This window comes from Pseudomonas sp. NPDC089422 (genome assembly GCF_044749405.1).
GTDB lineage: Bacteria > Pseudomonadota > Gammaproteobacteria > Pseudomonadales > Pseudomonadaceae > Aquipseudomonas.
In genome coordinates this window covers 45939-66213 of record NZ_JBIVHW010000006.1, presented here as the reverse complement: position 1 = coordinate 66213, position 20275 = coordinate 45939, and the positions used below count along the sequence as shown (strand labels likewise).

Sequence of the window (20275 nt, the reverse complement as noted above, 5' to 3'; positions counted from 1 at the left end):
ACTTCATTCAGGCCGAAGCCCGATGCTGGCCGGTGGCCTTGGGCGGTAGCTCGCTGGCATGCAGGTCGCCACGGAACAACGCCGCCCCACACACCGTGAACAACGTCTTCACCCGGCTGTGCGAATTGCGGATCTCGGCCTGAATATCCTCGATAAGCGGATCGCTCGACTGCAGCGCAACGGCACGATTGACCCATTCGATGGCCGCAAAGCGGCTCTGTTTGCGCGTGCCGCAGCCCTGCATCCAGGCCAGCCCGAGTTCCGCACAGGCACGTGCGGCGGTCCAGGCATCGGGGTGCTCGGCCAGCCCGAGCAGATAGTCGACTGCCTCGACACGCTCCCGCGCATCACCGTACTGGCGCAGCAGGATGCCTAACTGCAACTGCGCCCTGGCATGGATTTTCGGATCACCCAGTGCATCGAGCAGCAGCCGCTTGACCGCCAGCATTGCCTTGCGGTCCTCCAGCCCTTGCGGGGAACTCATGCGTTGGCGGGCCAGGTCGAACTTGGCCAGCGGGTGACCGGACTCCGCCGCACGCAGCAGCCAGTGCTCGGCCGCCTTGCCACTCAGGTAGTGCGCGGGGGTGTTGTCCAGCCAGCCACGGTGCAGGTCGTACAACGCAATGGCAGCACCCGGCAGTTTCAGCTCCGCACAGGCTTCATACAGGAAATGCGCGACCTCATGCAGGTTGGCAGCCCAGAGCAGGCGCGGCACATCGAGCACATCGAAGCCCTGCCCCTCTCGCCCGCACTGGCGCTTGACCGCCATGCGCATCCACACGCATGCCTGCTCGGCAGATGGCCCAAAGCCCCACAAACCGAACTGGTGCCCCACCGCCCGCAGAGCGCAGGCCGCCGCCTGTCGACGGTCGTCGCACAGCCGCTCGATGACGGTGCGCAATACCTGCGAGTCGTCCTCGGCCTCGTTGAACAGCACCAGGCAGACCAGGCTATGGAAAGGTTCACCAATGGCCGGGACGAAGCCGTGTTCAGGGTAGAGCGCGACGCTCTCGGCAAAGTCGCGCAGCGCACCGGCGTAATCACGCATCGAATAGCGCTTCAGGGCGCCACGCCGCGCCAGCAGCGTAGCGCGCTCCTTCGGCCGGAGTTCGCGCTGTTCCCATTGGGCAAAGGTTCTGTGCCAGGTCGCGACCTGTGGCAGTTGCTTGGCATGCGGCAGCCAGAATGTCTCTTCCAGGGCCAGCCAGCGGATCGCATTGCGCTGTGCTTCAGGCCAACCCTGGCACAGCGGGCCGCTGGCCAGTGCATCGATAGCCTCATCGCTGCCGCCCCAACGTGGCGTCAGGCAGGAAGCATAGGCTTCGATCGCCTCGAAGCAGCCGGGAAACCACGCCAACGCATGGCGCAGCCAGTAATCCCGGGCGCTCTCGCCCTGCTCATGCAAACGCGCGCTCAACCTTGCAGGTAATGATTGCGGCAGCTCCAGCAAGGGTGTCAGGCCGAATTTGACCAACAGTGGTGCAGCGGCCTCCTGCACCTCCACATCGGCATGGGCGCTGGGCCGATAACGCGCCACCTGGCCATCGAACAGTTCGACCAACCAGCCAGGCTCGCGCAACTGCGAGCTGATCAGCAGCATGCCGATCACTGCAGCAACAGGCTGTGCGCTACGTTCCATGGCCCGCAGAAAATGCGCCGCGCCCTTTTCACAAGCCTGTTCGGCAGCCAGCCAGCGTTCTTCGGATACCTCGTGGGAGCCAGCCTGCCCGCGGATCTGGCAGGCATGGCTGAAGCAGTGAAAACCCATCACCATATGCGGGTGATAAGCCTTGGGGCAGGCGTCGATCCAGGCCTTGAGGGTTTGTGTCAGGGCTTTGCCACCCTGAGTGTCCCAATCCAGCATGTAGCCTTGCAGAGCCTCCAGATAGGCGGGGCACTCACCGGGCGGGGCCTGATGCCACTGCGCCTGGAGCGCATCGAACAGGCGGTTGAGTTCAGCGAATTCATTGGCCTGCACCCGTTCTCGGATCTGCTGGCGGGTGCGAATGAGCGTTTGCACGGGCAGTACCTTAAGTCCATTTCAGGGTCGCTTTGCCATCCAATGGCAATAGCAGTCGCTCTTGAACACTAAGCCATAGCCGGGCTCTTCGCAAAGATGTTGGATCCAGTATTTGTCAGATTGTGTGAAATGGCAGGGGAAAACCCTGGCATGCAAAATAAGGTCGCATTTTTCTTGCGCCCTACTTGCTGAAACTCACTAGGCTTCGACAAGCCGCAGGAAGCGGCTCTGGATCCAGTCACAACGGAGCGTCCATGTCCCTCGCCCTCGTCCACAGCCGCGCCCAGGTCGGCGTGCAGGCACCGGCGGTCAGCGTCGAAACGCACCTGGCCAACGGCTTGCCCCATCTCACCTTGGTCGGCCTGCCGGAAACCACGGTCAAGGAGAGCAAGGACCGTGTGCGCAGCGCCATCGTCAATTCCGGGCTGAATTACCCGCAGCGGCGCATTACCCAGAACCTCGCCCCGGCCGACCTGCCCAAGGACGGCGGGCGTTATGACCTGGCCATCGCCCTGGGCATCCTGGCCGCCGATGGCCAGGTGCCGTTGCCTGCCCTGGCTGAAATGGAATGCCTGGGCGAGCTGGCCCTGTCTGGCAAGTTGCGCCCGGTGCAGGGCGTGTTGCCGGCGGCACTGGCGGCGCGCGAGGCCGGCCGGGCATTGGTGGTGCCACGGGAGAATGCCGAAGAAGCCAGCCTGGCGGGCGGGCTGGTGGTGTATGCAGTGGGGCATCTGCTGGAGTTGGTGGCGCATCTCAACGGGCAGGTGCCGCTACCGCCATTTGCCGCCAATGGCCTGGTTCTGCGGCAGCAACCCTACCCTGACCTCAGTGAAGTGCAAGGCCAGGTCGCGGCCAAGCGGGCATTGCTGCTGGCCGCAGCCGGAGCGCATAACCTGTTGTTCACCGGCCCGCCCGGTACAGGCAAGACGTTACTCGCCAGCCGCCTGCCCGGCCTGCTGCCGCCACTGGATGAACACGAGGCGCTGGAGGTAGCGGCGATCCAGTCGGTCAGTGGCCACACGCCGCTGAGCAGCTGGCCGCAGCGACCGTTTCGCCACCCGCACCATTCGGCCTCGGGGCCGGCGCTGGTGGGCGGCAGCAGCCGGCCGCAACCTGGCGAGATCACCTTGGCGCACCATGGTGTGCTGTTTCTCGACGAGCTGCCAGAGTTTGAACGGCGCGTGCTGGAAGTCCTGCGCGAACCGCTGGAATCGGGCGAGATCGTGATTGCACGGGCGCGCGACAAGGTGCGTTTCCCGGCGCGCTTCCAGCTGGTGGCAGCGATGAACCCCTGCCCTTGCGGCTACCTGGGCGACCCCACTGGCCGCTGCCGCTGCAGTACCGAGCAGATCTCACGGTATCGCAACAAGCTGTCAGGCCCGTTGCTGGACCGCATCGACCTGCACCTGACCGTGGCCCGCGAGACCACCACCCTCAACAACCAGCCATGTGGGGAGACCAGTGCGGATGTGGCGGCCAAGGTAGCCGAGGCGCGCGAGGCGCAGCAGCGGCGGCAAGGCTGTGCCAATGCGTTTCTGAACCTTGAGGGGTTGCGCAGCCATTGTCAGCTGGCAACGGCAGACCAGGCCTGGCTGGAAAGTGCCTGCGAGCGTCTGACGCTTTCTTTGCGGGCGGCGCATCGGTTGTTGAAGGTGGCGCGGACATTGGCAGACCTGGAAGGTAGCCGGGCGATCAGCCGAGGGCATCTGGCCGAGGCCCTGCAGTACCGGCCGGGCAGCAGTTAGAACCTGGGGCTGCTTTGCAGCCCCAAAATCCATCAGGAAAATCTACTTCGACCGATCAATCCAGATACCGAGTAAAGCCCAGGCCCGGTCAACGCCAGCCCCCCATAAAGTGCCACCAGTAACCAGGCAAACTGCCCCTGCTCCAGCGACCAGTCCGGATGCACCACCACCAGCGCCACCAGCAACACCGCCAGCACCGGCAGGCAGGCCAGCCGCGCTGCCACGCCCAGCACCAGCAATAACGGGCAGACCACCTCGGCAAACACCGCCAGGCCCAAGGTCAGTGGCGCCCCCAGGCCAAAAGGATCTTCGATGCGCTGCAACTCCCCGCTCCAGTCCAGCAGCTTGGGCAACCCGTGGATGGAAAACAGCAGCACGGCTGCCATCACCCGCATGAACAGCAGGCCGCTGGCGATCAGGGCCGGCGATTGGGCGGCGGGCAAGGTCAGGAGGCGTGGCATGGCAAAAGTCTCACGGTGCTATCAAGCCAACGAGCATTGCCCAATTGCGTAACAATTGATTGCTCAGGTGTGCTCACTCAGCGGGCAACGCTTCTTCGACCACCCTGAGCAATACCTCTTCGGAAAACGGCTTGCCCAGGCAACTTCTCGCGCCATTGCGCAGCGCCGCCTGCAGCCCACCCTCGTCCCAGTGCGCCGACATGCAAATCACCGGCAAGCGCCAACCCCGCCGCGCCAGCTCACGCTGCACCTCCAGCCCGTTCATCCCTGCCATTTTCAGGTCGAGCAGCACGCACCCGGCCTCCCGTGCCAGGTCCGAAGCCAGAAACGCCTCCCCCGTCGCGAAGGCCAGGCACTCGAACCCCGCTGAGCGCAGCAGGTTGCCCAGGCTTTTGCGCACCGAAGCATCGTCATCGACGATGCACACCGCTCTGCTCATGCGCCAGACCGAGCCTCGATGACGTTATGCATGGCCACCAGCTCCAGCAGCGAGCGCGATTGCATCTTGTTCATGATGTTCTTCTTGTGCACCTTGGTGGTCACCTCGCTGGTGCCGATCGCCTTGGCGATCTGCTTGTGCGACAGGCCGCCGACCACCAGCGAGAACACCTGGCGCTCGCGCTGGGTCAGGTGCTGGTACTTCGCCTCGACCTGTCGCGCATGCTGCCATTTGTGCCCCTCGGTCACGGCACGCACGCGCACCGACCCAAGCAGCGCCAGCAAATGGTCTTCGTCGAAGGGCTTGGTCAGAAACTCGACGGCCCCGGCGCGCATCGCCTGGACCGTCATGGGGATGGTGCCGAAGCCGGTCATGAACACGATCGGCCAGGGCAGCGCCAGCCGGCGCAGCGCAGCCTGAACCTCAAGGCCGGTGGTTTCGGGCAGATGCATGTCCAGCAGCAGGCAGGCGCAGGGGCTTTCCAGGCGAGCGTCGAACAGCTCTTCGGCGCTGGCGAACAACCGGTGCGGAATATCCTGCGAGCGCAGCAGGCGGCCCAGTGCCTGGCGCACCGAAGGGTCGTCATCCACCACCAGCACCGGCACGTTCGCAGCGTCGCTGAGCGGTTCGGTGGCATTGGCCACAGCGCACAAGGGTGACTGGCCCAGCATCAGGCAAGGTGCGTCGAAGCTGACCTGCGCAGCAAGACGATAACCCCGGCGCGGCACAGTCTGGATCAGCCCGCGATCGCCGAAGGCCTTGCGCAGCAGCGACACCTGCACCTGCAGGTTGTTGTCCTCGACCACTGTGCCGGCCCACACCTGGCTGAACAGCTCATCCTTGCCGACCACCCGGCCCTTGGCCTTGATCAGCGTGGCGAGCACCTCGAATGCACGCCCGCCCAACGGGATCGGCTTGCCATCGAGAAAGGCTTCTCGCCGCTCCAGCGACACCTGGGCATTGCCTATTCGGATCATGGTTTCCTCGCGCGGGCATGGGCGTTTGCGCAGCCTCGGGCAGCCTAGGTGAGCATCCGCATTCAGACAATTATCCCGAGGGATAGGTTGGCCTCAGCCTATACAAGCGCCCACCAGCCGCCAGGTATTGATAACGGACAACGGTGTACCCGTTTCTGCCAAGCCGGCTGCAGGCCGCATTCTTGAGGGAGCTGCTGCGTATACTCGCGCGTCAGGATGTCGCTAGCAGGGGGTGCTTTATGCTCGATGAACGCCTCGCAAACAGGCCCATCGATTTCGACCAGTCAATCGACGACGACTGGCTCAATCGATGCGATATCACGCAACTGGGCCAGGAAGGTGAGCTCAGCTACTTCCGCTTGCGCGACCCCGCCACCTGCCAGGCCTGGATCGCCGTGCGCGCCCCGCTCGAGGCCCCCGCAGCCTGCCAGCGCCTGGAGCGTGACTACCGCCTGCAACTGGACCCGCAATGGGCAGTAATCCCCTCAGCGTTCGTCCGGTCCGCCGAAGGTCCGTTGCTGGTGTACCCGGCCGGCCGCTCCATCGCCGACCTGATCAGCCAAGGCCCGGTCGCCCTGGCGCCCTTTCTCGACATCGCGGTAAACGCCGCCAACGCCCTGGCTCAAGCCCACGCGCACAATGTACTGCACGGTGCGTTGCAGCCCGAACACGTGTGCCTGCAGCCGGACCAGCGGGTGCGACTGGGCTGTTTTCGAGCCGATACGCCAGAACTGATCAGCGAACAGGGCAACGCCCTCGGCAACTGGGCCTACCTGGCACCGGAGCAGGTCTGCCCCCATGGCAGCAGCAGCGACCGGCGCAGCGACATCTATGCCTTGGGCGCGATCCTCTACCAACTGCTGCTGGGCGAGCTGCCGCTGGCCGGGCGCGATACCCAGCACTGGCGCCAGTTGCATGCCGGCGTTCAGCCACGCAGCGCCTGTGAGGTCGACAGCCAGGTACCGCAGCCGCTGAGCCGGATCCTGACCAAGGCCCTGGCGAAGGAACCCGACGCCCGCTACCAGAGTGCCCGGGCCCTGGCCGTGGACCTGGCCCACTGCCAACGGCAATGGGCCGCCAGCAAGACCATCGCCCCCTTCGAGCCCGGCTGCGCCGACCCGGTTTCGCCCAGCCGCCAGCGACTGTATGGCCGCAGTGCCGAACTGAAGCTCATCGCCCAGATGCTCGACGCCCTGCGTGCCCACAGCAAATCCCAGGTGCTGTTCATCAACGGCGCTGCGGGCATGGGCAAGTCCAGCCTGGTCGAGGCTGCACTCAAAGCCCATGCCGAAGGCTACTGGGCTGTCGGCAAGTGCAACAGCCCGGAACAGGCTGTGCCCTATGCCCCCTGGGTCGAGATCCTCGGCTCGCTGACCACCCAGCTGCTGGCCAAGAACAGCCAGGAGCTGGACACCCTGCGCCGCGAGATCCTGCAACGCATCAAAGGCCATGGTCGGTTGCTCGGCAAACTGGCCCCAGACCTGCAACTGATCATCGGCCCCCTGCCCGAGCTGCCGGAAAAGCCTACGCGCCTGGCACTGCAGAAAGAACAGCGGGCCATCGTCGAATTCCTGCAAGTGTTCAGCCACCCTGGCCACCCGCTGGCGCTGTGTTTCGATGACCTGCAGTGGGCCGACGGTGCCAGCCAACAGCTGCTGGCACAGTTGCTCGCCCAGGCGCCCGACAACCTGTTGCTGATCTTCGCCCGACGCAACGATACGCAAACCACTGGTACGCCACTTGCCACGCCCGCCACATTGCGCAGCATCACGCTGAACCTGCGCCCACTGACCGTCGCTGCTGTCACCGAGCTGGTCGGCGAGCGCTACCACGTCAGCCCCGACGAGGCGTTGCAGGTTGCCGAGCTGATTCACGGCAAGACCGCAGGCAACCCGTTCTTCATCAACCAGATCCTCAGGGCCATGGTCGAGGACCGGCTGTTCACCTTCGATACCCAGACCATGCGCTGGTCGTGGTGCCTGCAAGCCGTGGCCCGGCAACGCTACTCAGACAACGTCGCCGATCTGATGATCCACCGCCTGGCACGCCTGCCGGCGCCCCAGCGCGATGTACTACGGATCGCCAGCGCGGCAGGCAGCCGCTGCGATGAACACCTGCTGCGCCTGCTGCTTGCATCGCTACCAGGCAAACCGCTGAAGGCGCTGGTTGACGCGGGCTTCCTGCTATTGGGACTGAAAGGTCTGAGCTTCGCCCATGACCGCGTGATGGAGGCCGCCTACCAACTCACGCCTGCGCATGATCGCGGCCAACTGCATGCAAGCATTGCGCAGGCCATGCTCCAGGCGTGGCGCGACGACGTGCAGGCGGTTGTGTTCGAGGTCGCCAATCAGCTGCAACGCGCCGGCCCTCGTGGGTTTGCAGCGGATGACAGCGATCGCTTTCTGCCGCTTTTGCGTGAAGCGGCGCTGCGCTCGCGCGACAATGGCGCCTGCGAACAAGCTGCGGCCTACCTGCAGACGTGCGAGCAGCTGCTGTGCCAGGGTGCCACGCCGCAAAGCCACGCCACCCATGCCTTTGCCATCGCCTGCATGGCGGCGGAGTGCGATTTGCAGCTGTCGCGCATGGCCGCAGCCGAGGGCCGTGTCATGGCGTGCCGCCAGCGCGCGCGCTCGACGCTGGAGCGGGCACAGGTATGCCGGCTGCAGGCACGCCTGTACACCGTGCGCGGCGATTATCAGGCCGCCATCAGCAGCGCCGTCGCCGGCCTCGAGTTGCTGGGCATCAGCCTGACTTGCGGTGTCGACTCGCAGCGGGTGGAGGCCAGCCATGCGCTTGTGCAGGACCTGATCGAACAGCAAGGCCGCCATTGCCTGGCGTCGCTACCCCGCTCAGACTCGGAAGAAGTAGCGGTTGCCATTGGCTTGCTGACCACCCTGTCGTCATCGTTTTTCGTAAAGGACGATATCTGCTTCCTGCACCTGGCCAAGCTCGTGGAGCTGTCGCTGCTGCACGGTGTCGCCCCGGGCAGCAGCTACGGCCTCGCCTGGTACGGGGTGATGATCGCCGAGCGCTTCGGCAGCTACCACGACGGCCATGCCTGCTGCCTGGCTGCGCTCAAGCTGATCGAGCGACACGGTTTCGAGGCCGACCTCACCAGCGCGCTGCTGGCCTTGGACCAGGTCAGTGCCTGGACCTCGCCCATGGAGTTCGCCCGCCGCACGGCGCTGGAAGCACTCGACTCGACACGCTTGAGCGGTGACGTGGCCATGACCTGCTATGCCTGCAACCATCTGGTGTCCGACTCCCTGTTCATGGGCCGCTATCTGCCGGACGTGGCCGAGGAAGTGACACAAGGCCTGGCTACCGTGCGCGGTTACGGCTACAGCGATATCGAGCAGATCCTGCAAGCCCAGCAGGCATTCGTCGCCGATCTGAGCGGTGCACCCTGCACGCTTGCGCCTGCGCAGGTGAACTCACCCACCACGTTGTTCTTCCAGCAGCTGTTCAGCGGCATGTCAGCCTTCTATCTGGGCAATGTCGCGCAAGCCATGCACAGCCTGAACGCTGCGGGCGACAACGCCTGGGCAGCACCGGCACATATCAACCTGGCGGACTACCACTTGTTCCGCGGCCTGGCCCTGGGCAGCCCGGAAGCCCCCGGCAGCCTTGACGACAAGCTGGCCGAGCTGCAGGCCCTGCGCGAGCGCTTCGGCCGCTGGGCCGGCTTCAATCCGGTGACCTTCCGCAGCAAGCTGCTGCTGATCGAAGGGGTGATCGCCAAGCTCGAAGGCGATGGCCTGGCGGCCATCCGCTGCTTCGACCAGGCGCAGATCGCCGCGACCGCCGCCGGCTTCACCCACGAACAGGCCCTGGCCCACGAACAACTGGCCGAGGTCTGCATCCCCAGCGGTCTGATCTCCGGTGCCAACCTGCACCTGCGTATTGCCCGCGACTGCTTCCATATCTGGGGGGCAACCGGCAAGGTGCAGCAACTGGAGACCTTGCATCCGTTCCTGCGCACACAACCTGTCCAGGAGACCTACCGCGCCACCCAGCAGGCCAAGCTGGACCTCGAGGCCGGCATCGAGGCGGCGCGGGCGTTGTCCGAGGAAGTGCTGCTCGAAGGCCTGATCGAAACGCTGATGGGCCACCTCACCCAACACTCCGGCGCCGACCACGGTGCACTGCTGATCGTCAGTGGCGCCGAGTTCCAGATGGCCGCCCTCGCCTTCATCGACGATGCCGGGCTGCACGTGAGCATGGACAACTGCCAGAAGTTCATGACCCAGGCGCCGCTGTCGATCATCAACGCCACCCTGCGCACCAAGAAACCGCTGGTGCTCAATGACGCCCAGAGCGATTGCCCCGAGGCCTTCCGCCAGGAACTGCTCGCGCGCAACGCCCGTTCGGTGCTGTGCCTGCCACTGGTGATCCAGGGCGTGCTGATCGGCCTGGTGTACCTTGAAAACCGCCTGGTGCCGAACCTGTTCGGCAGCCAGCGCCTGGCGATGCTGGAGATCCTCGCCTCGCAGGCGGCGGTGTCGCTGCAGACGGCCAAGTTCTATACGCGGCTGGCCGAGGACAACCAGGCCCGGGCGCAAATGGAAGAAGAACTGCGCCGATCACGCGCCGAACTTGCTCGCAGTGCCCACCTGCAGGTAATGAACGAGCTGTCGGCGTCCATTGCCCACGAAATCAGCCAGCCACTGCTGGGCATTGCCTCCAATGCCGCGGCCAGCCTGCGCTGGCTCAAGCGCGCCGAGCCCAACCTGGCAGAGGCGATTGCCGGCCTGGAAGACATCCGCAACGACAGCGAACGCGCCGCCAACATCGTCCGCGCGCTGCGCTCGCTGGCCAAGCAGTCGCCGACGCAGCTCAAGGCGGTAAAGGTCGACGAGCTGATTCGCGAGGTATTGCGCCTGACCTCGGCCGATGCCGCCAAGAACATGGTCGAGGTACAGACCCGATTGCAGGCGGGGGTGTGCGTGATGGCCGATCCGGTGCAGTTGCAGCAACTGGTATTCAACCTGATCACCAATGCGCTGGAAGCCCTGGCCGGGTATCGCAGTGATGGGGTGTTGCAGATTGCGTCTGTGGTCACCGGGGATGGGGTCGAGATCTGCGTGGACGACAACGGGCCCGGGATCGCCGCGGATGAGCGGAAACGGGTGTTTGACGCGTTCCACACCACCAAGGAAGCGGGGCTGGGGATGGGGCTGGCGATCTGCAGCTCGGTGGTGCAGGCCCATGGCGGGCAGTTGCAGGCGCTGGAGTCGGCGTTTGGCGGGTGCCGGATTCGCTTCACTCTGCCTGTGAAGTCTTCTTAGCCTGTACCGGCCTCTTCGCGGCGGTTCGACGCATCGATGAACCCGCTCCCACAGAGGCCGGAACAGGTTTACCTCAGCGAGCGCTCAACGCCGCATAGCTGTTCATCAGGTTGCGGTAGTTGGGGATCCGCTGCGACAGCAGGTTACCCAGCCCTTCGATGTCGTTGCGCCAGTCTCGGTGCAGCTCGCAGGCCACCGAGAACCAGTTCATCATCTGTGCACCCGCCTGGGTCATGCGCACCCATGCCGCCTGCTGCACGGTCTCGTTGAAGGTGCCCGAGGCATCGGTCACCACGAACACTTCAAAGCCCTCAGCCAATGCCGACAGGGTCGGGAAGGCCACGCACACATCGGTCACCACGCCGGCGATGATCAGCTGCTTGCGGCCAGTGGCCTTGATCGCCTTGACGAAGTCTGCGTTGTCCCAGGCGTTGATCTGGCCTGGTCGAGCGATGTACGGGGCGTCCGGGAACATCTCTTTCAACTCCGGTACCAGCGGGCCGTTAGGGCCCTGCTCGAAGCTGGTGGTGAGAATGGTCGGCAGGCCGAAGAACTTGGCCAGGTCGCCCAGGGCCAGGACGTTGTTCTTGAATTCGTTGGGCGAGAAGTCCTGCACCAGCGAGATCAGGCCGGTCTGGTGGTCGACCAGCAGCACCACGGCGTCGTCTTTGTTCAGGCGCTTGTAATCAGGTTGGCTCATGGGGGTGACTCCTTGGGGTTGGGAAAACGGGCCGGGACTTACCCAAAGGCTTGTCCCAAGGGCTAATACCGGAGGATAGATCCGGCTTAAGAAAACGCCTGCGCCTGGCGCCAGGCCTTGGGCGGCTGGCCGACCAGGCGGCTGAAGGCACGGGTGAAATGGGCCTGGTCGCAGAAGCCGCACTCCAGGCTCACGTGAGTGATCGGTGCCTCGGTGACGAGCAGGCGCTTGGCTTTTTCCATGCGCGCCAGCAGGCGCCAGGCCTGGGGCGAGAGGCCGGTGTTGACCTTGAAGGCGCGGGAGAAATGGCTGCGGGTGAGGTTGCACACAGCAGCGATCTCGATGATCGTCAGCGAGCTGTGCAGCATCAGTTCCTTGGCCTGGCGCAACCGCGCGGGCGTCAGTGCGCCGGGGGTTGGCGGGGTCTCTTGGGGCGTCCCAGGGTGCATGGCGACTCTCCTGTTCAATGGAGAAAGTCTCGCCGCCCGGCTGTGACAAAGTCCTGAGCCAAAGCTGAATTGTTCTTAATTGTGCAGCGCTGACCTAAGATGCAGTGCTCAGGACACTAAAGGCTGTGGGGTATGCAGGAAAATCGCGCTCATCGAACCGTGGCCATGGTGCTGTTCAACGACGTGCTGTTGCTTGACGTAACCGGGCCAATGGATGCGTTTGCCATCGCCAACCGCTTCTTGCCCGAGGACAAGCATTACCGGTTGCTCACCGTGGCCGAAGGCCAACAGGCGATTCGCGGCTCTTGCGGCCTGAAAGTCCTGGCCGACCTGCGCCTGGGGGCATTGCCCGAGGGCGTCGATCTGTTGCTGGTTCCGGGCGGCCCGGGTGCCTATGACATCGCCCTGCCTGCGCTGGAGCGCTGGCTGCCGCAGGCCGTACGCGGTGCCAGACGCTTTGGCGCCATCTGCACCGGCGTGTTCCTGCTGGGCCGGGCCGGGTTACTCGACGGCTACCGCTGCACTACCCACTGGAATTACGTGGAGCGCCTGGCACGGGCATTCCCCGAAGCCAAGGTCGAAACCGAGCAGATCTACGTGATCGATCGCTGCCTGATCACCTCGGGCGGGATCACCGCAGGGATCGACCTGGCACTGGCGGTAGTGGCCGAGGACCACGGCAAGGCGCTGGCCCTGGAAGTGGCCAAGGTGCTGCTGGTGGCCCGTCATCGCCAGGGCGGGCAGACGCCTTACGGGCCGTTGCTGGCCGCAGTACCACGTGATGATTCGCCGATTGCCCGGGTGCAGGCCTATATCGTCGACCACATCGACCAGGTGTTCACCGTGCAGAAGATGGCCGACCTGGTGGCCATGAGCGGGCGCAACTTTGCCCGGACCTTTCAGCGTGAGGTCGGGATCACGCCGCTGCAATACCTGCAGAACGCGCGGATCGACCAGGCGCGCAAGCTGCTCGAATGCGGCGAGCTGCCATTGAAGGTGGTGGCGGCGCGCTGCGGGTTTGGCAGTGACCGGCATATGAGAAAGGTGTTCTGCGAGCGGATCGGCATGACGCCGGCGCAATATCGGGCGCAGTTTGGGGGCGGTTGACCAGCCAGCACCGGCTGTCCTGTTTTTCAGGACAATGTTTCTCCTCGATGGCAGATTGTCTGCCCATGCTCCTGCCTCCAGACTTGTCCGCCCAATTTTCAAACGCTGCCCCGGCAGCTCATGGAGTACGAGCCAATGCCACACGAAGGCAGCCTTCTGCAAACCGCGGTGATCTTCCTGCTCGCCGCAGTCGTCGCCGTCCCACTGGCCAAGCGCCTGCAACTGGGAGCCGTGATCGGTTACCTGCTCGCCGGCGTGGCCATCGGCCCGCAGGCCCTGGGCCTGATCCGCGACACCGAAAGCGTCGCGCATATATCCGAGCTGGGCGTGGTCCTGCTGCTGTTCATCATCGGCCTTGAGCTGTCACCCAAGCGCCTGTGGCTGATGCGCAAGTCGGTGTTCGGTGTCGGCACCGCCCAGGTGCTGCTGACCGGCGCGGTGATCGGCGCCATCGCCCTGTTCGGCTTTGGCCAGTCGCTACCGGCAGCCATCGTGCTCGGCCTGGGCCTGGCACTGTCATCCACCGCCCTCGGCCTGCAAAGCCTGGCCGAAACCAAGCAGCTCAACGCGCCCCATGGCCGTCTGGCGTTCGCCATCCTGCTGTTCCAGGACATCGCCGCGATCCCGCTGATCGCCCTGGTCCCGTTGCTGGCCGCCAGCGGCCCGGACACCAGCCACGGCGACAGCCTGCAACACGGCCTGAAGGTGTTAGCCAGCATCGCCATCGTCATCATCGGCGGCCGCTACCTGCTGCGCCCGGTGTTTCGCACCGTGGCCCGCACCGGCCTGCCGGAAGTGTCCACCGCCACCGCACTGCTGGTGGTGATCGGCACCGCCTGGCTGATGGAGGAAGCCGGCATTTCCATGGCCCTGGGCGCCTTCCTCGCCGGCCTGCTGCTGGCCGATTCGGAATACCGTCACGAGCTTGAGTCGCAGATCGAGCCGTTCAAGGGCCTGTTGCTGGGGCTGTTCTTCATCAGCGTCGGCATGGGCGCCAACTTGAGCCTGCTGCTGGAAATGCCACTGGTGCTGCTGGGCCTGACCCTGCTACTGGTGGCGGTGAAGCTGGCCCTGCTGATCGGTGTCGGCCGCCTGGCCGGTGGCCTGAACAGCGCCAGCGCGCTGCGCCTGGGAATGGTGCTGGCCGCCGGTGGCGAATTTGCCTTCGTGGTGTTCAAGCTGGGCAAGGACCAAGGCCTGTTCGACACCCAGACCTACGACCTGCTGCTGATGACCATCACCCTGTCGATGGCCATCACCCCGCTGCTGATGCTCGGCTGCGCCCGCGCCCTCAAGCGCCCGCAACCGGCGCGTGAAGTGCCCGAGCAGTACAAGACCATCGACGCCGGCACGCCGCGGGTGGTGATTGTCGGCATGGGCCGTATGGGCCAGATCGTCGCACGCATCCTGCGCGCGCAGAAGATCCCGTTCATTGCCCTGGAAACCTCGGTGGACACCATCGAAATGACGCGCATGTTCGAACAGGTGCCGGTGTTCTATGGCGACCCGCTGCGCCCCGAGGTGCTGCATGCGGCCAAGGTCGGTGAGGCGGAGTACTTCATCATCACCATCGATGACCCTGAAGCCGCGATCCATACTGCTGAACGGGTGAAGCGCCAGTACCCGCACCTGAAAGTGCTGGCCCGGGCGCGTAACCGCCAGCATGTGCACAAGCTGGCAGATGTAGGGGCCGAACCGATTCGCGAGACGTTTTACTCCAGCCTGGAAATGACCCGCCGGGCGCTGGTCGGGCTGGGCTTGAGCGACGAGCAGGCGGCGGACCGGATCGAGCGGTTTGCCCAGCACGACGAGGAAGTGCTGGAGGCTCAGGGGCTGGTGCGTGATGACCGGGCCAAGGTGATGCAGACGGCCAAGGAGGCACGGGTGGAGTTGGCGCGGTTGTTTGATTCGGATGCGGATTGAAGGTTGGCGCTGTGATATGAGAAGAGGGCTTAGGCCCTCTTTTTTGGCGCTTCAGAATGTGGGCGAGCGCCTGGCGGTAGGCATGAGTCCATGCCCCACGCGCATGCAATGAATTCTTTAGCGCCTGAGAGATCGAGCGCCGCCCGCGCGGCGCATCGCAGGCAAGCCTGCTCCTACATCTGTTTCGGGCCAATTTCTCCTGCACCCGAGGCGCGCGCACCCTGGGCGCATGGCTTGGGATGGATGAAAAGCATCCGCGCAACATGCGATACCGAATGGAACAAACAAGAGGCGCGCGCGCCTATGGTACAGAAATGACTGGCCCGAAACAGATGTAGGAGCAGGCTTGCCTGCGATGCGCCGCGCGGGCGGCGCTCGATCTCACAGGCGCCACAACCATCAAGGCATGCACCTGGCGGCCATCACACAGCCAAACGAAAAAGGCCGACCCCGCAATCGGGGTCGGCCTCTTCAACCTGAAATCTGTCGCTGTTACTTACCAGCAGTCAACGCGTTATAGCTGGTCATCAGGTTCCGATAATCCGGAATGTGGTTGGAGCACAGCGCCGCCAGCCCTTCGATGTCGTTGCGCCAGTCGCGGTGCAGTTCACATGCCACGCCGAACCAGGTCATCAGCTGAGCACCGGCGCGGCTCATGCGGTCATGAGCGGCGTCGCGGGTCATTTCGTTGAAGGTGCCGGAAGCATCGGTCACCACGAACACCTCGAACTCTTCTTCCAGAGCGGCCAGCGCCGGGAAGGCTACGCAGACTTCAGTCACCACGCCGGCAATGATCAGCTGCTTCTTGCCAGTGGCCTTCACTGCCTTCACGAAGTCTTCGTTGTCCCAGGCATTGATCTGGCCTGGGCGGGCGATGTACGGGGCGTCTGGGAACAGTTCCTTCAGTTCAGGTACCAGCGGGCCGTTGGGGCCTTGCTCGAAGCTGGTGGTGAGGATGGTCGGCAGGTTGAAGAACTTGGCCAGGTCGGCCAGGGCCAGCACGTTGTTCTTGAACTTGTCCGGCTCGATGTCGCGCACCAGGGACAGCAAGCCAGCCTGGTGGTCGACCAGCAGAACAGCGGCGTCGTCTTTGTTCAGGCGGTTGTAGGTGAATTTGCTCATGGTCTGTGCTCCTAAGGTTTATGAATTTTTCAGCAATCTGGGGTGTTTCGCGTTGATGAGCACAGATTAAAATCATCACCTTTACAGCGGTAGACTGCGAAAATTGCCCTTAGCGTTCCATCTGGAGAACGATCAGTGGAAGACCTCAATTCCCTCTACTACTTCACCCAGGTTGTAGAGCACGGCGGCTTCGCCCCGGCCGGGCGTGCACTGGACATGCCCAAGTCGAAGCTCAGCCGGCGCATCGCCGACCTTGAGGACCGCCTGGGTGTACGCCTGCTGCATCGCACCAGCCGCCACTGCTCACTCACCGAGATCGGCCAGGCCTACTACAACCGTTGCCTGGCCATGCGCGTGGAGGCCGAAGGCGCGGCAGAGATCATCGAGCGCAACCGCAGCGAGCCGCGCGGGCTGGTGCGCATCAGCTGCCCGACCACCCTGCTCAATTCCTGGGTCGGGCCGATGCTCACCCGCTACATGCTCAAGTACCCGCAAGTGGAGCTGTTCATCGAAAGCACCAACCGCCGTGTCGACCTGCTGCACGAGGGCTTCGACATTGCCCTGCGGGTGCGCTTCCCGCCGCTGGAGAACACCGACATGGTGATGAAGGTGCTGAGTAACAGCACCCAGTGCCTGGTCGGCCAACCGCAGTACCTGGAACAACTGCCGAAAGGCTTTGACCCGCAGTTGCTGAGCACCCTGCCGAGCCTGCACTGGGGCAGCGCCCAGCGGGAGTACCAATGGGAGCTGTTTCAGGGCGAGGACAGCAGCCGCAGCATCGTCATCCCGCATACACCGCGCATGGTGACCGATGACCTGTTTGCCCTGCGTCACTTCGTGGTGGCTGGGGTGGGCATTGCGCACTTGCCGCGGGTGGCGGTGCGTGAAGACCTGGCGGCAGGTAGATTGGTGGAACTGATCCCGGACTGGCACCCGCGCTGCGGCATCGTGCATGCGATCTTCCCGTCGCGGCGCGGGTTGTTGCCGTCGGTGCGGGCGTTGATCGATCACCTGGCCGAGGAGTTCGCGATCAGCGACATGGCTTGAGTCCAGGCCGGCACAGGTAAAGCCGGCCCCCAGCACACAGTTACAAGACCCCTGACCTATCCTTGCTCCAAAGTCCCGGATCATACCCCCCGGAGCCCCCATGATCCGCGCCATTCACGGACCAGGCCGCGCCCTGCTCGCCACCCTCGCCTTCTGCCCGGTGCTCAGCCAGGCCGACGAACCCGGCTGGTCGCTGCTCAGCCGCAACTACTTCCTGCACAGCGATTTTCGCTCGCCCTCCGTCAGCGGCCAGAACTACCGCCAGGAATGGGCCCAGGGTTTCATTGGCGAGGTCCGCTCCGGCTTCACCGAGGGCACTGCAGGCCTGGGCGTCGACGCCCACGGTTTCCTCGGCCTCAAGCTCGACGGCGGTCGCGGGCACGCCGGTACCGGCCTGTTGCCCCGCGACAGCGATGGCCGCGCCGAATCCGACTACTCCAGCGCCGGTGCCGCGCTCAAGCTGCGCCTGGGCAACACCCAGCTGCGCTACGGTGAAATGACCGTGGAAACCCCGGTGTTCGACACCGGCGACAAGCGCCTGCACCCGGAGTACGCCACTGGCTGGTTCGTGGACAACGCCGACCTGCCCGACTGGCGGCTGCAGGCCGGACGCTTCACGGCCTTCAACAACCAGGACAACAGTTCCACCCACGACGATTTCAGCGGCTACGGCGCCACCACCCGCAACCGCGCCATCAGCCTGGCCGGTGCCACCTTCGCGCCGCACGGCCCGTTCGGCGGCGCGTTGTACGCCGGGGAGCTGGAAGACACCTGGCGCCAGGCCTACCTCAACCTGAACCTGGCCGAGGGCAACTGGCGCCTGGACGGCAATCTCTACAAGACCCGCGACACCGGCAACGCCAGCGCCGGAGCGATCGACACCCTCGCCTACAGCCTGCTGAGCAAGTACAGCTTCGGCGCTCAGGCCCTGACCCTGGCTTATCAAAAGGTCGAGGGCGACACGCCGTTCGACTTTGTCGGCGGCGACTCCATCTACCTGGCGAACTCGATCAAGTACGCCGACTTCAACGGCCCCGGTGAACGCTCGTGGCAACTGCGCTACGACCTCAACTTCGCCACCCTCGGCGTACCTGGCCTGAGCCTGATGGGCCGCTACGTCAGCGGCCGCGGCATCGACGGCAGCCATGCGCCTGCGGGCGGCGCCTACGTGAATCAGTACGGTCAGGGCGGCAAGCACTGGGAACGCGACGTCGACCTGAAGTACGTGGTGCAGTCGGGCGCCGCCAAAGACCTGAGCCTGTCGTTCTCCCACGTCAGCCACCGCGCCAACCAGGCCCAGGCCGGCGATGACATTGATCGTATCTACCTGATCATCGAATACCCACTCAAAGGCAGCTTCTGACATGAGCACTTCCCCTTCAGGTGCCTGGAGCCCGTTGCGCAACACCACCTTCCGGCTGCTGTGGATCGCCACCATCGCCTCCAACATCGGCACCTGGATGCACGAGGTGGGCGCCGGCTGGCTGATGACCACGCTGTCGGCCAACCCGCTGCACGTGGCGCTGATCCAGGTGGCCGGCTCGCTGCCGATGTTCTTCCTTGCCCTGCCGGCCGGCGCGGCGGCGGATATCGTCGACAAGCGCCGCTACTTGCTGCTGGTGCAGTTGTGGATGTCATCGGTGGCCGTAGTGCTGGCGGCCCTGACGCTGCTCGGGCTGATGAATGTCACCCTGTTGCTGGTGCTGACCTTGGCGCTGGGCATCGGCACGGCGTTGATGATGCCGGCCTGGAGCGCGCTGACGCCGGAACTGGTGGGCAAGGAAGACCTGGCCAACGCGGTGGCCATTTCCAGCGTCGGCATCAACGTGTCCCGCGCCATCGGCCCGGCGCTGGCCGGCGTGGTGGTGAGCATGGTCGGCCCCTGGCTGACGTTCGCCCTGAATGCCGCGTCCTTCGCTGGGGTGATTCTGGTGCTGTTGCTGTGGAAGCGCGAGGTGAAGGAGCCGTTGTTGCCGGCCGAACGCTTCGTCGGCGCCATGCGCACCGGCCTGCGCTTTGCCCGCAGCGCCAAACCGCTGCAGGCCGTGCTGTTGCGGGCCTTGGCGTTCTTTTTCTGCGCCAGTGCCGGGACTTCGCTGCTGCCGTTGATCGTACGCGGTGAGATGCACGGCACTGCGGCCGACTTTGGCCTGCTGCTGGCGGCCATCGGCATCGGCGCGGTAGCCGGCGCCACCTTGCTGCCACGCCTGCGCGAGCGCATCAGCCGCGACCGCCTGGTGATGTTCGCCAGCTTGCTGTATGCCCTGTTCCTGCTGGCCCTGGCGCTGGTGCGCAACTTCCATGTGCTGCTGCCAGCGATGCTGCTCAGCGGTGCGGCGTGGATCGCGGTGCTGTCCAACCTGCAGGTGGCGGCGCAGACCTCGGTACCGGCCTGGGTACGGGCGCGGGCGTTGTCGGTGTACATCCTGGTCTTCTTCGGTGCCATGGCCAGCGGCGGGTTGCTGTGGGGTACGCTGGCCAGCCATGCGTCGATCACCCTGAGCCTGTTGCTGGCTGCCGGCGGCCTCGCGCTAGGTACATTGCTGACCTGCAAGGTCACCCTGCCGGAAACCGAAGCCGAGGAGCTGACGCCGTCGCTGCACTGGCCGGTACCGGTGCTGAGCGATGACATGGACAAGGAAAGCGGGCCGGTCATGGTGACCGTGGAGTACCACATCGAGCCGGCCAAGGCCGAGGCGTTCCAGCAGGCGGCGCGGGAGCTGGAGGCGATGCGCAAGCGCAATGGCGCGTTGTCGTGGGGGTTGATGCGTGACAGTGCCGACCCTGCGCGATGGCTGGAATTCTTCTTCGAGGAGTCGTGGCTGGAGCATTTGCGCCATCACCACCGGGTGACCCGGGGGGAGCTGAAGATCGAGGCGCGGGTGCGAATGCTGCAGACTGATGGGGTCGAGGTGAAGATCCGGCATCTGTTGGCTGGCACAGAGCACAAGGCTCACCCTTGATTTCAGCTGTGCCGGCCTCTTCGCGGGTAAAACC

At 64.7% G+C, this 20275-nt stretch carries 14 protein-coding genes; 7 read left to right on the top strand and 7 right to left on the bottom strand.

Features of this window, described 5'->3' with window-relative positions:
- Positions 1 to 7: 7 nt before the first annotated feature.
- Positions 8 to 2020 carry a DUF4034 domain-containing protein gene (locus ACIPZ8_RS12850; RefSeq protein WP_400723417.1) on the bottom strand — a complete coding sequence of 671 codons (2013 nt, stop codon included), beginning with the start codon at positions 2018 to 2020 and terminating at the stop codon, positions 8 to 10.
- Positions 2021 to 2274: 254 nt separating this feature from the next.
- Here ACIPZ8_RS12850 and ACIPZ8_RS12845 point away from each other — a divergent pair, with 254 nt between their 5' ends.
- Positions 2275 to 3765, top strand: coding sequence for a YifB family Mg chelatase-like AAA ATPase (locus ACIPZ8_RS12845; protein WP_400723414.1), 1491 nt, complete (start codon positions 2275 to 2277; stop codon positions 3763 to 3765).
- 32 nt (positions 3766 to 3797) lie between these two features.
- Here the strand turns inward: ACIPZ8_RS12845 and ACIPZ8_RS12840 are convergent, their stop codons facing one another.
- The 3 genes from ACIPZ8_RS12840 to ACIPZ8_RS12830 all read right to left on the bottom strand — a co-directional run bounded on the left by ACIPZ8_RS12840 (position 3798) and on the right by ACIPZ8_RS12830 (position 5642).
- Positions 3798 to 4226 carry a DoxX family protein gene (locus tag ACIPZ8_RS12840; protein WP_400723411.1) on the bottom strand — a complete coding sequence of 143 codons (429 nt, stop codon included), beginning with the start codon at positions 4224 to 4226 and terminating at the stop codon, positions 3798 to 3800.
- Between the two features lie 73 nt (positions 4227 to 4299).
- On the bottom strand, positions 4300 to 4665 hold the full coding sequence (locus ACIPZ8_RS12835; RefSeq protein ID WP_400723408.1) for a response regulator transcription factor: 366 nt from the start codon (positions 4663 to 4665) through the stop codon (positions 4300 to 4302).
- On the bottom strand, positions 4662 to 5642 hold the full coding sequence (locus tag ACIPZ8_RS12830; RefSeq protein ID WP_400723405.1) for a response regulator: 981 nt from the start codon (positions 5640 to 5642) through the stop codon (positions 4662 to 4664). Before ACIPZ8_RS12830 ends, ACIPZ8_RS12835 begins: the two co-directional genes overlap by 4 nt.
- Positions 5643 to 5881: 239 nt before the next feature.
- On the opposite strand from ACIPZ8_RS12830, the gene ACIPZ8_RS12825 reads away from it, so the two are divergent.
- Positions 5882 to 10930 (top strand): AAA family ATPase, encoded by a 5049-nt coding sequence (locus ACIPZ8_RS12825; RefSeq protein ID WP_400723402.1) that lies wholly within the window; start codon positions 5882 to 5884, stop codon positions 10928 to 10930.
- A 73-nt stretch (positions 10931 to 11003) separates the two neighbouring features.
- Here ACIPZ8_RS12825 and ycaC (ACIPZ8_RS12820) read toward each other — a convergent pair whose 3' ends face one another.
- Together ycaC (ACIPZ8_RS12820) and ACIPZ8_RS12815 are read right to left on the bottom strand one after the other, a co-directional pair.
- On the bottom strand, positions 11004 to 11630 hold the full coding sequence (ycaC, locus tag ACIPZ8_RS12820) for an isochorismate family cysteine hydrolase YcaC (protein ID WP_400723399.1): 627 nt from the start codon (positions 11628 to 11630) through the stop codon (positions 11004 to 11006).
- A gap of 86 nt (positions 11631 to 11716) precedes the next feature.
- On the bottom strand, positions 11717 to 12079 hold the full coding sequence (locus ACIPZ8_RS12815; protein WP_400723396.1) for a helix-turn-helix domain-containing protein: 363 nt from the start codon (positions 12077 to 12079) through the stop codon (positions 11717 to 11719).
- A gap of 132 nt (positions 12080 to 12211) precedes the next feature.
- Here ACIPZ8_RS12815 and ACIPZ8_RS12810 point away from each other — a divergent pair, with 132 nt between their 5' ends.
- Positions 12212 to 13186, top strand: a complete 975-nt coding sequence (locus ACIPZ8_RS12810) for a GlxA family transcriptional regulator (protein WP_400723393.1) — start codon at positions 12212 to 12214, stop codon at positions 13184 to 13186.
- Between the two features lie 135 nt (positions 13187 to 13321).
- Positions 13322 to 15109, top strand: coding sequence for a monovalent cation:proton antiporter-2 (CPA2) family protein (locus ACIPZ8_RS12805; RefSeq protein WP_400723390.1), 1788 nt, complete (start codon positions 13322 to 13324; stop codon positions 15107 to 15109).
- A gap of 492 nt (positions 15110 to 15601) precedes the next feature.
- Here the strand turns inward: ACIPZ8_RS12805 and ycaC (ACIPZ8_RS12800) are convergent, their stop codons facing one another.
- Positions 15602 to 16231: an isochorismate family cysteine hydrolase YcaC gene (gene ycaC / locus ACIPZ8_RS12800; protein WP_079230358.1), complete on the bottom strand. Its 630-nt coding sequence runs from the start codon at positions 16229 to 16231 to the stop codon at positions 15602 to 15604.
- Positions 16232 to 16366: 135 nt separating this feature from the next.
- Between ycaC (ACIPZ8_RS12800) and ACIPZ8_RS12795 the strand changes: the two genes are divergently transcribed.
- The 3 genes from ACIPZ8_RS12795 (at position 16367) to ACIPZ8_RS12785 (ending at position 20241) form a co-directional block, all read left to right on the top strand.
- A complete protein-coding gene (locus ACIPZ8_RS12795) occupies positions 16367 to 17278 on the top strand; it encodes a LysR substrate-binding domain-containing protein (protein ID WP_027916985.1) in 912 nt (303 codons plus the stop codon).
- Between the two features lie 100 nt (positions 17279 to 17378).
- Entirely contained in the window at positions 17379 to 18641 is a 1263-nt protein-coding gene (locus ACIPZ8_RS12790) for an OprD family porin (RefSeq protein WP_400723386.1), read from the top strand.
- 1 nt (position 18642) lies between these two features.
- On the top strand, positions 18643 to 20241 hold the full coding sequence (locus ACIPZ8_RS12785; RefSeq protein WP_400723383.1) for an MFS transporter: 1599 nt from the start codon (positions 18643 to 18645) through the stop codon (positions 20239 to 20241).
- Positions 20242 to 20275: the final 34 nt, after the last annotated feature.

Bases quoted from the DNA above. Each gene is read 5' to 3' on its own strand.
- ACIPZ8_RS12845 (WP_400723414.1), top strand. From the start codon at position 2,275: ATGTCCCTCGCCCTCGTCCACAGCCGCGCCCAGGTCGGCGTGCAGGCA.
- ACIPZ8_RS12825 (WP_400723402.1), top strand. From the start codon at position 5,882: ATGCTCGATGAACGCCTCGCAAACAGGCCCATCGATTTCGACCAGTCA.
- ycaC (WP_400723399.1), bottom strand. From the start codon at position 11,630: ATGAGCCAACCTGATTACAAGCGCCTGAACAAAGACGACGCCGTGGTG.
- ACIPZ8_RS12830 (WP_400723405.1), bottom strand. From the start codon at position 5,642: ATGATCCGAATAGGCAATGCCCAGGTGTCGCTGGAGCGGCGAGAAGCC.
- ACIPZ8_RS12790 (WP_400723386.1), top strand. From the start codon at position 17,379: ATGATCCGCGCCATTCACGGACCAGGCCGCGCCCTGCTCGCCACCCTC.
- ACIPZ8_RS12815 (WP_400723396.1), bottom strand. From the start codon at position 12,079: ATGCACCCTGGGACGCCCCAAGAGACCCCGCCAACCCCCGGCGCACTG.
- ACIPZ8_RS12805 (WP_400723390.1), top strand. From the start codon at position 13,322: ATGCCACACGAAGGCAGCCTTCTGCAAACCGCGGTGATCTTCCTGCTC.
- ACIPZ8_RS12810 (WP_400723393.1), top strand. From the start codon at position 12,212: ATGCAGGAAAATCGCGCTCATCGAACCGTGGCCATGGTGCTGTTCAAC.
- ACIPZ8_RS12785 (WP_400723383.1), top strand. From the start codon at position 18,643: ATGAGCACTTCCCCTTCAGGTGCCTGGAGCCCGTTGCGCAACACCACC.
- ycaC (WP_079230358.1), bottom strand. From the start codon at position 16,231: ATGAGCAAATTCACCTACAACCGCCTGAACAAAGACGACGCCGCTGTT.
- ACIPZ8_RS12835 (WP_400723408.1), bottom strand. From the start codon at position 4,665: ATGAGCAGAGCGGTGTGCATCGTCGATGACGATGCTTCGGTGCGCAAA.
- ACIPZ8_RS12840 (WP_400723411.1), bottom strand. From the start codon at position 4,226: ATGCCACGCCTCCTGACCTTGCCCGCCGCCCAATCGCCGGCCCTGATC.